This window comes from Ostreiculturibacter nitratireducens (assembly GCF_032670585.1).
In the GTDB taxonomy this organism is placed as follows: Bacteria; Pseudomonadota; Alphaproteobacteria; order Rhodobacterales; family Rhodobacteraceae; genus Ostreiculturibacter; species Ostreiculturibacter nitratireducens.
The window spans coordinates 1,152,619-1,165,470 of record NZ_JAVQHL010000002.1 but is presented as its reverse complement, the minus strand read 5'-3'; the positions used below and the strand labels follow the sequence as shown (position 1 = coordinate 1,165,470).

General features: G+C 66.5%; 12 protein-coding genes. 5 read left to right on the top strand and 7 right to left on the bottom strand.

Going from position 1 to position 12,852, the window contains the following annotated elements:
- Positions 1-121 precede the first annotated feature (121 nt).
- The gene (proS, locus tag ABCN56_RS13025; RefSeq protein WP_343081221.1) at positions 122-1,459 is read right to left on the bottom strand and encodes a proline--tRNA ligase; all 1,338 of its coding nucleotides are present in this window, start codon (positions 1,457-1,459) and stop codon (positions 122-124) included.
- A gap of 193 nt (positions 1,460-1,652) precedes the next feature.
- On the opposite strand from proS, the gene ABCN56_RS13020 reads away from it, so the two are divergent.
- The 4 genes from ABCN56_RS13020 to ABCN56_RS13005 all read left to right on the top strand — a co-directional run bounded on the left by ABCN56_RS13020 (position 1,653) and on the right by ABCN56_RS13005 (position 7,239).
- Positions 1,653-2,726, top strand: coding sequence for an AI-2E family transporter (locus ABCN56_RS13020; protein WP_343081220.1), 1,074 nt, complete (start codon positions 1,653-1,655; stop codon positions 2,724-2,726).
- A complete protein-coding gene (locus tag ABCN56_RS13015) occupies positions 2,727-3,413 on the top strand; it encodes a P-loop NTPase family protein (RefSeq protein ID WP_343081219.1) in 687 nt (228 codons plus the stop codon).
- Positions 3,414-3,455: 42 nt separating this feature from the next.
- On the top strand, positions 3,456-5,630 hold the full coding sequence (locus ABCN56_RS13010; protein WP_343081218.1) for an RNA degradosome polyphosphate kinase: 2,175 nt from the start codon (positions 3,456-3,458) through the stop codon (positions 5,628-5,630).
- 61 nt (positions 5,631-5,691) lie between these two features.
- Entirely contained in the window at positions 5,692-7,239 is a 1,548-nt protein-coding gene (locus ABCN56_RS13005; RefSeq protein ID WP_343081217.1) for a Ppx/GppA family phosphatase, read from the top strand.
- 9 nt (positions 7,240-7,248) lie between these two features.
- On the opposite strand, the gene ABCN56_RS13000 is transcribed toward ABCN56_RS13005, so the two are convergent.
- The 5 genes from ABCN56_RS13000 to ABCN56_RS12980 are packed head-to-tail and all read right to left on the bottom strand — an operon-like array spanning position 7,249 to position 10,508.
- On the bottom strand, positions 7,249-7,608 hold the full coding sequence (locus ABCN56_RS13000; RefSeq protein WP_343081216.1) for an AAA+ family ATPase: 360 nt from the start codon (positions 7,606-7,608) through the stop codon (positions 7,249-7,251).
- 36 nt (positions 7,609-7,644) lie between these two features.
- Complete coding sequence (locus tag ABCN56_RS12995; RefSeq protein ID WP_343081215.1) at positions 7,645-8,670, bottom strand: endonuclease/exonuclease/phosphatase family protein; 1,026 nt, start codon at positions 8,668-8,670, stop codon at positions 7,645-7,647.
- 9 nt (positions 8,671-8,679) lie between these two features.
- The gene (locus tag ABCN56_RS12990) at positions 8,680-9,363 is read right to left on the bottom strand and encodes a TerB family tellurite resistance protein (protein ID WP_343081214.1); all 684 of its coding nucleotides are present in this window, start codon (positions 9,361-9,363) and stop codon (positions 8,680-8,682) included.
- A 54-nt stretch (positions 9,364-9,417) separates the two neighbouring features.
- Positions 9,418-9,903, bottom strand: coding sequence for a GNAT family N-acetyltransferase (locus tag ABCN56_RS12985; RefSeq protein ID WP_343081213.1), 486 nt, complete (start codon positions 9,901-9,903; stop codon positions 9,418-9,420).
- Entirely contained in the window at positions 9,900-10,508 is a 609-nt protein-coding gene (locus ABCN56_RS12980; RefSeq protein WP_343081212.1) for a VOC family protein, read from the bottom strand. The genes ABCN56_RS12985 and ABCN56_RS12980 overlap by 4 nt, the downstream gene beginning before the upstream one ends.
- A 144-nt stretch (positions 10,509-10,652) precedes the next feature.
- Here ABCN56_RS12980 and nhaA point away from each other — a divergent pair, with 144 nt between their 5' ends.
- A complete protein-coding gene (nhaA, locus tag ABCN56_RS12975; RefSeq protein ID WP_343081211.1) occupies positions 10,653-11,852 on the top strand; it encodes a Na+/H+ antiporter NhaA in 1,200 nt (399 codons plus the stop codon).
- A gap of 18 nt (positions 11,853-11,870) precedes the next feature.
- Here the strand turns inward: nhaA and ABCN56_RS12970 are convergent, their stop codons facing one another.
- Positions 11,871-12,800: a ketopantoate reductase family protein gene (locus tag ABCN56_RS12970; protein WP_343081210.1), complete on the bottom strand. Its 930-nt coding sequence runs from the start codon at positions 12,798-12,800 to the stop codon at positions 11,871-11,873.
- Between the last annotated feature and the right edge of the window lie 52 nt (positions 12,801-12,852).

Sequence of the window (12,852 nt, the reverse complement as noted above, 5' to 3'; positions counted from 1 at the left end):
GCCCGGAGCCGGGTCGGATCAGGCGGGACTCTGCCGGACGGACGGTCCATGCGCGGGCGATCGCGGCGGCGCCGGGGACGCGGCGCCTCCCTTCACGCGCCCGAGCCATCCATCCGTGCGATCAGGTCCGGCCGTAGATCTGCGCGATGCGGGCGACGGCGGCCTCGGGGCTCATCTCCTCGCTCTCGCCGGTGCGGCGGGAGGTGAGTTCCACGGCATGCTTGGCAATGCCGCGCGGGCCCACGGTGATCCGCCAGGGAAGACCGACCAGGTCCATCGTCGCGAACTTCGCCCCGGCCCTCTCGTCGCGGTCGTCGTAAAGGGGCGCGAGGCCCTTCTTCGCCAGTGCGGCGTAAAGCGCCTCGCAGGCGGAATCGGTCGAGGTGTCGCCCTGCTTGAGATTGACGATACCGCAGTGGAAGGGCGTCACGCCCTCGGGCCAGATGATCCCGTTGTCGTCGTGGCTCGCCTCGATGATCGCGCCGAGAAGCCGCGAGACGCCGATGCCGTGCGAGCCCATGTGGACCGGCACGCGTTCGCCCTTGTCGGTGGTCACGACCGCGCCCATCGGTTCGGAATACTTCGTGCCGAAGTAGAAGATCTGGCCGACCTCGATGCCGCGGCCGACCTTGCGGCGCTCCTCCGGGATCTTGTCGAATATCTCGGGATCGTGGGTCTCGTCGGTTCGGGCATAGGGTGCGGTGAATTCCTCGCAGATCGCCTTCACCTGATCCCGGTCGCTGTAGTTCACGTCGCGGTTGCCGAGCGTGAGGTCGGTCACGGCGCTGTCGTAGAAGACCTCGCTCTCGCCGGTCGAGGCGAGCACGAGGAACTCGTGCGTATTGTCGCCGCCGATCGGGCCGGAGGCCGCGCGCATCGGGATCGCCTTCAGGCCCATCCGCTCGTAGGTCCTGAGGTAGCTGACCATGTGGCGGTTGTAGGCGTGGATCGCAGCGTCCTTGTCGACGTCGAAGTTGTAGCCGTCCTTCATCAGGAACTCGCGGCCGCGCATGACGCCGAAGCGGGGGCGGATCTCGTCGCGGAACTTCCACTGGATGTGGTAGAGCGTCAGCGGCAGGTCCTTGTAGCTCGACACGTGCGAGCGGAAGATGTCGGTGATCATCTCCTCGTTCGTCGGGCCGTAAAGCATGTCGCGGCCGTGGCGGTCCTTGATGCGCAGCATTTCTTCGCCGTAGTCGTCATAGCGTCCGCTCTCGCGCCAGAGGTCGGCGGGCTGGAGCGTCGGCATGAGCATCGGGATATGGCCCGCGCGGATCTGCTCCTCGTGCACGATCTCCTCGATCCGGCGCAGCACGCGGTAGCCCAGCGGCAGCCAGGAATAGATGCCGGCGGCCTGCTGGCGGATCATGCCGGCGCGCAGCATCAGCCGGTGGCTGACGATCTGCGCCTCGGCGGGGTTTTCCTTGAGGACGGGGAGGAAGTAGGAGGAAAGGCGCATCGCGAAAGGACCTTGAAAGGTTTCCGGGTTCGCAACTCGTCTATGCGATAGGTCCAGCACAGGCAAGGGAATGCGGGGACTCGGGCCGGACCGGCCCGTGCCGACGGACATTTCCGGCCGCGAGGCGGGGCGCGCGCTTGCAACGATAGCCCGCTTCGGCGATGAACGGAGGCAGACGAAGGAAAGGCCCGTCATGGCTCTGCCGGCTCGGCAACAAGTGAAATACTGGGGGATCGCGGCGGCGGTCTTCCTGCTCGCCCTGTGGGGGCTGGGCAATGTCATCCTGCCGTTCCTCGTAGGCGGCGCGGTGGCCTATTTCCTTGACCCGGTGGCCGACCGGCTAGAGAGGATGGGCATGTCGCGGGCGGCGGCCACGGCCTTCATCTCGCTGGTTGCGCTGATGATCTTCATCATCGCGGCGCTCCTCGTGATTCCCTCCCTTATCCGCCAGCTCGTCCAGCTCGTGAACGCGGCGCCCACGATCGTCGGCGAGTTACAGGGGTTCCTGACGACCAAGTTCCCATCGATCATGGACAACGAGAGCGTGCTGCGCGACACGCTTCAGGGGATCGGCGAGACGATCAAGGCGCGGGGCGGAGAGCTTGCGAGCGGGATCCTCTCGTCGGCGCTGGGTTTCCTCAACTTCATCATCTTCCTGATCGTCGTGCCGGTCGTGGCCTTCTACCTCCTTCTCGACTGGGACCGGATGGTGGCCAAGGTCGACAGCTGGCTCCCCCTCGACCACGCGCCGGCGGTCCGCCGGCTGGCGCGTGAGGTCGACAAGGTCCTCGCGGGGTTCGTGCGCGGGCAAGTGTCCGTCTGCATCATTCTTGGGACCTTCTATTCCGTCAGCCTGATGCTGGCCGGGCTGGAATTTGGGCTGATCGTCGGGGCGATCGCCGGGCTCATCACCTTCATCCCCTACGTCGGCGCGCTGGTGGGCGGCGCGCTGGCGATCGGGCTTGGGCTGTTCCAGTTCTGGGGCGAATGGGTGCAGATCGGCGCGATCGCGGCGATCTTCGCGGCCGGGCAGTTCATCGAGGGCAATATCCTGACACCAAAGCTCGTGGGCGGATCGGTGGGGCTCCATCCCGTCTGGCTGCTCTTCGCGCTCTCGGCCTTCGGGACGCTCTTCGGCTTCGTCGGCATGCTCGCGGCCGTCCCCGTGGCGGCCGCGCTGGGCGTGCTGGCGCGGTTCGCTGTATCGCAGTATCTCGACAGCCGGCTCTACAAGGGCATCTCCTGGCGGAGCGAAGGCGAGGAATAGATGGCCCGTCAGCTAGCTTTCGACCTGCCCGTGCGACCGGCGCTGGGGCGAGACGATTTCCTCGTCGCGCCCTCGAACGCACTCGCGCTGAAGGCAATAGACGCGGATGGTGACTGGCCGCAGGGCAAGCTCGCCCTCGTCGGACCCGCCGGCGCGGGGAAGACGCATCTGGTCCACGTCTGGGCGGCAGCGACCGGCGCCGACGTCGTCAGGGGAATTGACCTGCCGGACGCGGACATACCCGCCATCGCAGCCGCGGGCCGCGTGGCGGTGGAGGACGCGGACCGGATCGCGGGGAACCCGGCGGCGGAAGCGGCGCTGTTCCATCTGCACAATCTCGTCCTGGCCGAGGGCGGGCGGCTTCTGATGACCGCGCGGACGGCACCACGGCGTTGGGGCCTGACACTGCCCGACCTTGCGAGCCGGGTGGAGGCAGCTTCGGTCGCGGCCATCGAGGCGCCGGACGACGCGCTTCTGGCCGCAGTTCTGGTCAAGCTCTTCGCGGACCGGCAGCTGACCGTGGCGCCGACGCTCGTCCCCTACCTCGTTACGCGGATGGAACGATCCTTCGACGCCGCGCGCAAGCTCGTCGCGGCGCTGGACGCGGCGGCGCTTGCGCAGGGGCGGCCCGTGACGCGCGCGCTCGCGGCGGATGTGCTGGACAGCGCCAGCGGGGGCGCGCAATGATGGGGCCGCGCCCGAAGCGCTAAGAAGGCACGGTAACCCGTCATGACGCAGGCAGATTTCCTGAAGGCTCCCTTCCCCGATCCCGTCACTCTTCCCGAAAGCCAGATCCGGGGGCCGAGGCGGTTCTTCAACCGGGAGCTTTCCTGGCTCGCCTTCAACTGGCGGGTCCTGGACGAGGCGGGGAACCCGCGCGTGCCTCTGCTGGAGCGGCTCCGGTTCCTGTCGATCTCGGCCACGAACCTCGACGAATTCTACACGGTACGCGTCGCGGGCCTGCGCGAACTCGCGCGGGAAGGCAATGCCACGCCTTCCGACGACGGCCTGACCCCGCGCGAGCAGCTGGTGCTGATCAACGAGGATGCGCGGCGCCTGATGCACACCCAGCAAAGCTGCTGGAACAAGCTCAGGCGCGAGATGGAGGCGGCCGGGATCATCCTTCTGACGCGCGGCAAGGTCACGAAGCGCGACGCGGCATTCCTTCAGGACTACTTCCTGAACAAGGTCTTCCCGATCCTGTCGCCCCTCGCCATCGACCCCGCGCACCCCTTCCCGTTCATTCCGAACACGGGTTTCTGCCTTGCGCTGGAACTGGAGCGCATCTCGGACAAGCGGCACCTTCAGGCGCTGCTTCCGATTCCCCAACAGATCGAGCGCTTCGTGGCGCTGCCGAGCAAGCCCGGCGAGGCGCGGTTCCTGCCGCTGGAGGAACTTCTCCTTCTCCACCTCGGCTCGCTCTTCCCCGGCTACCGGGACGTGGGCCACTGTGCCTTCCGGGTGCTGCGTGACAGCGATATCGAGGTCGAGGACGAGGCCGAAGACCTTGTACGGGAATTCGAGACCGCGCTGAAGCGCCGCCGCCGGGGTCAGGTGATCCGGATGAAAGTCACCGCCGGCGCGCCCGAGACCATCCGCGCTCTCATCATGGAAGAACTGGACGTCACGCCGGACGAGGTCGTGGAGGTCAGGGGGCTCGTGGGTATCGCGGACCTGAAGGAGCTGGTCCTGTCGACACGCCCGGACCTCTTGTGGCCGCCCTTCACTCCGCGCGTGCCGGAACGGGTCCAGGATCACGACGGCGACCTGTTCGCCGCGATCAAGCAGAAGGACATGCTTCTGCATCACCCATACGAAACCTTCGACATGGTGATCCGTTTCCTGCAGCAGGCGGCGACGGACCCGAATGTTCTGGCGATCAAGCAGACGCTCTACCGAACCTCCTACGACAGCCCCGTCGTGTCCGCGCTCTGCGAGGCGGCGGAGGCCGGCAAGTCGGTCACGGCGCTCGTGGAGCTCAAGGCACGCTTCGACGAGGCGGCCAACATCCGGCAGTCACGGCGGCTGGAGCGGGCGGGTGCGCATGTCGTCTACGGCTTCATCAACTACAAGACACACGCGAAGATCTCGACCGTGGTGCGCCGCGAGGGCGACAGCCTCGTGACCTACACCCATTACGGCACGGGGAACTACCACCCGATCACCGCGCGGATCTACACGGACCTGTCGTTCTTCACCTGCGATCCCGCGCTCGGTCGCGACGCGTCGAAGGTCTTCAACTACTTGTCGGGCTATGCGCAGCCCGAGGGGCTGGAGAACCTGGCGATTTCTCCCCTGACGCTGAAACCCCGGCTTCTGGATCTCATCGCCACGGAGGCGGACCATGCCCGTGCCGGCCGTCCGGCCGAGATCTGGGCGAAGATGAACAGCCTCATCGAATCCGAGGTCATCGACGCTCTCTACGCGGCGAGCCAGGCGGGCGTGAAGATCAACCTCGTCGTCCGCGGCATTTGCGGGCTCCGGCCCGGCATCAAGGGCCTGTCGGAAAACATACGGGTCAAATCCATCGTCGGGCGGTTCCTCGAACACAGCCGGATCGTCTGCTTCGGGAACGGACAAGGTCTGCCCTCAAAGCGCTCGCGGGTCTTCATCTCTTCGGCGGACTGGATGGGGCGGAACCTGTCGCGGCGCGTCGAAACGCTGGTCGAGACGAAGAACGACACCGTGAAGGCGCAGATCGTGCGCCAGATCATGGCGGCGAACCTCGCCGACGAGGCGCAAAGCTGGATCCTGCAGCCCGATGGCAAGTTCGTCCGCCACCTGCCCGAGGGCCGGACGGACCTGTTCAACTGCCACCGGTTCTTCATGGAAAACCCGTCACTCTCCGGGCGCGGCTCGGCAGGAGCGAGCGACGTGCCGGAACTAGCCCATGGAAGGGATTGAATTTTCCCGCCGTGCCGGGGCAGTTTGAGACCACTGCGAGTCACACCGGGGGGCGTGAACAATGGATGCGAAGCACAGGGCGCCCGCGGACGACGGGGGGCCGTTCGGCCGCCCGCTGTTCGAAGATTCGTCGGCGCGGGCCCTGTCGCGCGTGGGCGTGGTGGACGTGGGCTCGAACTCCGTGCGCCTCGTGGTTTTCGACGGCGCGGCGCGCAGCCCCGCCTATTATTACAACGAAAAGATCATGTGCGGCCTCGGCCAGGGCCTGGCCGAGACGGGCAAGCTCAATCCGGAGGGGCGGAAGCGGGCCCTCGCCGCGCTGAAGCGTTTCGCGCTTCTGGCGAAAGGAATGGAGATGGCGCCGCTGAGCTGCGTCGCCACCGCGGCGGTGCGCGAAGCCTCGGACGGGCCGGAGTTCCGCAAGGAGGTCGAGCGGGAGACCGGGCTGAAGCTCCACGTCATTGACGGCGATGAAGAGGCGCGGCTGTCGGCGCAGGGGGTTCTGCTCGGGTGGCCGGACGCCGAAGGGCTGGTCTGCGACATCGGCGGCTCGTCGATGGAACTCGCGGAGGTTTCGGGCGGCAAGGTAGGGCGGCGCGTGACTTCGCCGCTTGGGCCGTTCCGGCTTCAGCAGGTCACGGGTGGCAAGAAGGGACTGAGAAAGCACATCAAGGACGTGCTCGAGAAACTCGCCGCAGAAATGGGCACACATCACAAGCGGATCTATCTCGTCGGCGGTTCATGGCGAGCGATCGCGCGACTGGACATGGAGCGGCGGGGCTACCCGATGACGGTTCTCCACGAATACCGGATGACACCGCAGTCCGTGCTTCAGACGATCTCCTGGATCGGGGAAAGCGATCTTGCGACCCTGCGCGCCCGCACCGGAACCGGGGCTGAGCGTATGGCGCTGGTGCCGCTCGCCTCGGAGGTCCTTCAGGGCATCGTTCGGGTGTTCAGGCCGAAGGAGATCGACGTTTCGGCCTACGGGATCCGCGAGGGGCTCCTTTACGAGCAGATGCCGGAGAAACTCAGGAAGCGCGACCCGCTGATCGAAGCGGCCAGAGTGGCGGAACAGGCCTCGGCGCGGATGCCGGGCTTCGGCAAGAAGCTCTACCACTTCCTCCTTCCGCTCTTCCAGGACGCGCCTCCCGAAAAGCTCAGGCTCGTGAAAGCCGCGTGTCTTCTGCACGACACGACCTGGCGCGCGCACCCCGACTACCGGGCGGAAGCCTGCTTCGACAACGTCACGCGGGCGAACCTCGGCGCGCTCAGCCATCCGGAGCGGGTGTTCCTTGGGCTCACGCTTCTGCACCGCTACAAGAACTCGCGCACCGGATCGCGGCTCGCGCCCCTGTTCGCTCTCCTCTCGGCGAAACAGATCCAGGAGGCCGAAGTTCTTGGGAAAGCCATGCGGTTCGGGGCGATGTTCTCGATCCGCTCGCCCTCTGACGCAGGCGAACTGCGTTACGACCGCGAGAAGCGCCTCCTGGAACTGGTGCTGCACCCCAAGAAGGAAGCGCTCTTCGGCGAGGTTGCGGAGGCACGCTTCGCATCCCTCGCGGCGTCCCTGAAAGTGAAGACAAAGATTACGCGGGCGAAGGCCTGATCGGCCCCCTCAGAGCTCGATCTCGCCCTCTGGCGGCAGCGGCGGCGGCGGAACGTTGCGCCGGCGGATGATGATGTCGCCGTTCGGCAGCATCTCCGGCGGGTCGTAGTTGCGGATGTCGTCGATCATTTCGGAAAGATCCCGCAGCGCCGGCTCGATCTCGCTCAGCGCGGTTCCAAGTTCGAGTTGCAGATCGTCGAGCGCCGGCTTCATCTCGTTCAGCATGCTGCGCATGATGATCTTCGCCCCCTCCTCGAGGAGGGAGAAGCCTTCCTCGACGCCCGCTTTGGGTTCGGCATCAGTTTCCTGAGCCGATACGGGAAACGCGGCGAGGCACAGGGCCAGAAGGGCGGGCGCGAGACGTGTCATGCCTACAATTTAAGGCAAGTCGCGCCCTTTTTTGAGTCAAAGATCGAGGTCGATCGTCACGGGGTAGTGATCGGACGCGGTCAGGAGCGCCTCGCGCAGTTCCGGAACGGCGTAGCAGCCGGGGTCGTCGAAGGGGTGCCAGATGCGCCACTTCGGGCCTGTCGCGCGGATGTCCGGTGAAACCATGATGTAGTCGAGAAGAGCCGAGAAATACTGCCCCTCGGAGTCGAGATAGAAGCGCGCCGTCGCGGGGTGGGCGCCGAGTTTCTTTCCGATCACCGCGCGCGCGTGCGGATCGAAGAGCCGCGTGGGCTTCGGTTCGTCCCATCCAAGGACGATCTCGACGCCGGAACGGCCGAACAGCTTCTCGAAGTCGTCGAGTCCCGGACCGTCATTGAAATCGCCCATGACGATGAGGCTGTCGCCGTTGGCGAGGTGTTCCAGCACTCGGGCGCGCAGCCAAAGGCATTGCGCAAGCTGCTTGCGCCGGTTCTCGATCGCGATGCGCTGAAGGTGGGCGGGGCCGTTCACCCCATGCGGGGCCTTGGACTTGATGTGGACGCCAATCATCCGGAACTCTCGGCCAGACGCGGACGTGGCGGCGATCTCGAGCGGCGGCTTCGAGAAGGACACGAGGTCGAGCGAGCCGTCAATGTTGAGGTCGATGCGGAACTGTCGGTCGAAGCGGGGCGCAGGGGCGCCGTCTTCCTGGTGGTTCCCCTTCGGATCGTGCACGGCGGTGAGCCGGTCGGGATCGTAGAGCAGCGCGATTTCCTGCTGCGTGTCGTTCGAGAAGCCGATGAGCGCCCGGCGCGTACGCAGATCGTAGTGGGCAGCGAAAGTTTCCAGCATCTCGACCGTCTGGCGACGGCGGTTGTTGTCGGGCGCCTCCACGATCATCACCGCGTCGGCGTCCATCGCGGTGAACACGATGCCCAGCGAGCCCAGCTGATCCGCGCGCGTGACGTTGTGGCGGGCGGACCAACCGTTGTCCTCAAGAAGGTTGCCTCGCGCATCGAACAGGTTCGCGAACCATTCGACGTTGTATGTGGCGATGCGCATCGTTTCCCCTCAGGCGGCGCGGGCGTGGCTGATCTCCTCCCAGGCGCGGTTGACGGCGATGAGCCGCGCCTCGGCCAGTTTCACGGCCTCCTCGGGAAGGCCGCGGGCGGCCATGCGGTCGGGATGCGTTTCCCTGACAGCGGCGCGCCAGGCGGCGCGGACTTCGTCCAGGGCGGCTCCGTGGTCGACGCCGAGGACGGCGTAAGGGTCGGGCGGCGCGTCCGGAACATGGCGGCCGACAAGACTGCGGAAGCAGCGTTCGCCAAGTCCGAAGATCTCGGCCACGCGACGCAGGAAAGCGTCTTCCGCGTCGTGGTATTCGCCGTCGGCGGTGGCGATGCAGAAAAGCCCTTCCATCAGGTCGATCAGCACCTCGTCGCCCGCGCCGAACATGCCGGCGATCTTTCGCGCGTAGGCTTCGAAGCCGGCGACGTCCTGGCGTGCAAGGTTGAAGACGCGCGCGGCGTTTGCCTCCTCGCCGGGCTGGATGGTGAAGACCTTGCGGAAGGCGGTGACTTCGTCGCGCGTCACCCGTCCGTCGGCCTTGGCCATCTTCGCGCCGAGCGCGATCACCGCGATGGTGAAGGCGACAGAACGTTCCGGAGGCGTGCGCAGGCGGTCGAAGACGGCGGCAAGACCGTCGCCCTTCGCGAGCACCGACAAGGCTTCGGTTATGCGTGTCCAGACAGACATGTAGGAAGCATAGACCTCCGTGAGGGCGGTGTCAGGCCCGCGCGCCGATCCGTGTCACAGAAATTTCTGCATGAGCACGAGATCCAGCCAGCGGTCGAACTTGTAGCCCACGTCGCGAAGCACCGCCGTTTCCCGGTAACCGAGCGCGGCGTGAAAGGCGCGGCCCTCGGGGTTCGCGGCGCTCACGCCCGCGAAGACCGAACGGGCCCCTCCCGCGCGGGCATGATCCTCGACCGCGGCCATGAGCGCCCGGCCGACGCCCCTGCCCCGGCAGTCGGGCGCCAGGACCACCGTGTGCTCCATGGTGCGGGCATAGCCCGGGCCGGCGCGGAACTGCCCGTAGGTCGCAAAGCCGAGGATGCGCCCGTCCTCCTCGGCGACGAGGAAGGCGTAGCCCGCCGCTTCCTTCTCGGCCAGCGTGGCGGCGAGGCCCTCGGGCGTCTTTTCGGCGGTCGTGAAGGTGATGAGCGTGTCGCGGATGACTGGGTTCCAGATCGCGGCGATCGCAGGGCAATCGTCGGGCGTAGCGGGTCGGATCATGCAAGCAGCCTTGGACCGAGAGGTGTGGCGATTTCGGCCATCAGGGCCGCGTCCGGGCCCGGTACGATACTGACGCGGGTGTCGGCAAGGGGGAGCGCCGCGCGAAGCGCCTCGGCGCGGGGATGCGTGACGGTAAGGCGCGTCAGCCGGCAGCCCACATCGGGCAACCGCGCGGAGGGATGCGCTTCGCCTTCCCATTCGATGAACGCGGGGAACGCGTCGTCGAAGGGGAGCCGGCCCGTCTCCGTGACACCCATGCGCCAGCGCAGGTCGCCGCGTTCCAGCGCGACGGGGCGGCCGGCGCCCTTCGGCGCGGCCGCGAGTGCCGCATCCAGATCGGGAACGCGGACGACCCAGTTCGCGAGTCGCGGCGGGCCATCGAATTCGTCAAGCCTGAACCAGCGTGGATGGGCGGGCTTCGCCGCCTCCGGGTCGATGGCGATGACTTCCAGATACAACCCCGGGCCGAGGGACAGCAGCCTGTTGTGCGTGCCCATGAGGGGATGCCGGCCACCCGGCGCGAGGGAGATGCCAAGCACCTCCTCTACCGCCCGCGTGCCCTCTTCCAGAGTTCGCGCGGCAATCGCGATGTGATCGAGTTCCATCGACGCCTCCGATTTGTCGGCGCATCCTATGGTTTGCGGCCTCTGTGCCACAAGAGGCACGAAAGCTGCCTCCAAGTCGTTGACTTCGTGACATTCGACACCATGTCCGATGAGAACAGGCCCTACACACGAACAGGATTTCCGATGTCTCTTGTCCGCGCGCTCGACCGGTTCTTCGCTCATGAAGCCGCCGGTGGCGTCCTTCTGATGCTTTCCGCAGCCCTTGCACTGATCGTCGCGAATTCGGGGCTCTCATCCGTCTATCACGGCATTCTCGACCTGAAGTTCTCTGTGCTGTTGGGCGGCGAGGGCCTCTCGAAGCCCCTGATCCTCTGGATCAACGACGGCCTCATGGCCGTTTTCTTCTTCCTGATCGGCCTGGAATTGAAACGCGAGATGGTCGAGGGAAAACTCAAGAACCCCCGCGACGTGATGCTGCCGGGCATGGCGGCGCTCGGCGGGATGGTGGCGCCTGCCATTGTCTACCTCGCGTTCACATGGGGTAATCCCGCGCTGACCGGCGGCTGGGCAATCCCGGCAGCGACGGACATCGCCTTCGCGGTCGGCGTGCTCGCGCTGCTCGGTTCCCGCGTTCCAGCGGCTCTGAAGGTGTTCCTCCTGACGCTCGCGATCCTCGACGACCTTGGCGCGATCGTCATAATCGCCCTCTTCTACACCGCGGAACTGAAGATCGACTTCCTCTGGCTGTCGCTCATCCCGCTCGCCGGGCTCTGGTGGATGAACTACAAGGGCCTGCACCGGATCGCGCCGATCATCCTGATGGGCGTCGTCCTGTGGGTGCTGGTGCTGAAGTCCGGGGTTCACGCGACGCTCGCGGGTGTGGTCACGGCCTTCTTCGTGCCGATGACCGACCGCTACGGCAAATCCCCCCTCCACTCGCTGGAGCACGGGCTGTCGCCGTATGTCCTGTTCCTGATCGTTCCGATCTTCGCCTTCGCGAACGCGGGGGTGGTGCTGCAGGGCCTGACGCTTTCCGACCTCTTCGCGCCCCTTCCCCTTGGCATCGCCTTGGGGCTCGTGATCGGCAAGCAGGCGGGCGTCTTCGGCGTGACCTGGCTTGTGGTGAAGGCCGGTTGGGCAAGTCTGCCCCATGCCGTCACATGGGCGCATGTCTACGGCCTCGCATGCCTTGCCGGCATCGGCTTCACCATGTCGCTGTTCATCGGATCGCTGAGCTTTTCCGATCCCGCGCTGATGAACGCGGTCCGGCTTGGCGTTCTGGCGGGTTCGGCGATCTCCGCCATCATCGGCTTCTCGGTGCTCCGCTTCACCCCCACCGCCGAAACGAAGCACGAGGAGCCCGCCACGCAGCCGGCGCAGTGACCTGACGGGCGGCGCAGGTCACGCCCCCGCCGCTCCGTTCTTCCAGGGTGCCAGCAGCGCGGCGACGGCGGCGCTGTTCGGTGTCTCGACACCAAGCTCTCGCCCCATCCGCGCCACGGCTCCGCAGATCCGGTCGACTTCCAGCGGCTTCCCCTGTTCGAGGTCATGCGCAGTGGAGGACCTCGCCTCGTCCGGCAGGCGCGCGAACAGGGACATGGTCCGTTCGACCGCGTCCTCTGGAAGCGAAACCCCGCGGGCCCGCCCCACGGCTTCGGCCTCGGCAACCAGACCATGGAAGAAATCCAGTAGATCGGGGTTCCCCCGGATGTCGCGGAAACGGCAACGCGCGCCGGCGGTCGCGCCGCTCACAGCGTTGAAGAGCAGGAACTTCATCCAGAGGTCGACGGTGACATCGTCGCAGTCCGGCGTCGCGATCCCGGCAGCGCGGAACGCCGCGATGATTCGGCTCACCCCGGGGGAGGATTGGCCGCCACTCCGATCGCCGAGCGTGAAGCTGCTCATGTCGCCGTACTGGGTAACCTCACCCGGCGCCGTGATGTTCGAGAATATCCGCGCGACACCGATGAGCGTATTGCCCTCACCGCAGGCCGCAGCGAGCAGGTCCGGCGCATCGACGCCATTCTGGAAGGGCAGCACGAGCGTTTCCGGCCCCATGTGCGGGCGTGCGGCGTCGATCATCCCGGGCAGGTCCTGCCCCTTGACCGCGAAGATCATCAGCTCCGCCCGCGGAAACTCCGCAATCCGATCGCTGATCGCTTCCGGGCGCACGACGGTTTCCCGGCCATCCTCGATCAGCCGCAGGCCGGTGGAGCGGATCGCGTCGAGATGCGCCCCGCGGGCGAGGAGCGAAACCGAGTGACCGGCCGGTGCGAGCTTCGCCGCGAGGAAGCCGCCGATGCCGCCGACCCCCAGGATAGTGATTTTCATCCCCGTCCCTCCCGGTCATTTCCCCGAGAGCGTAGCAGCCCCCGGGGAAATT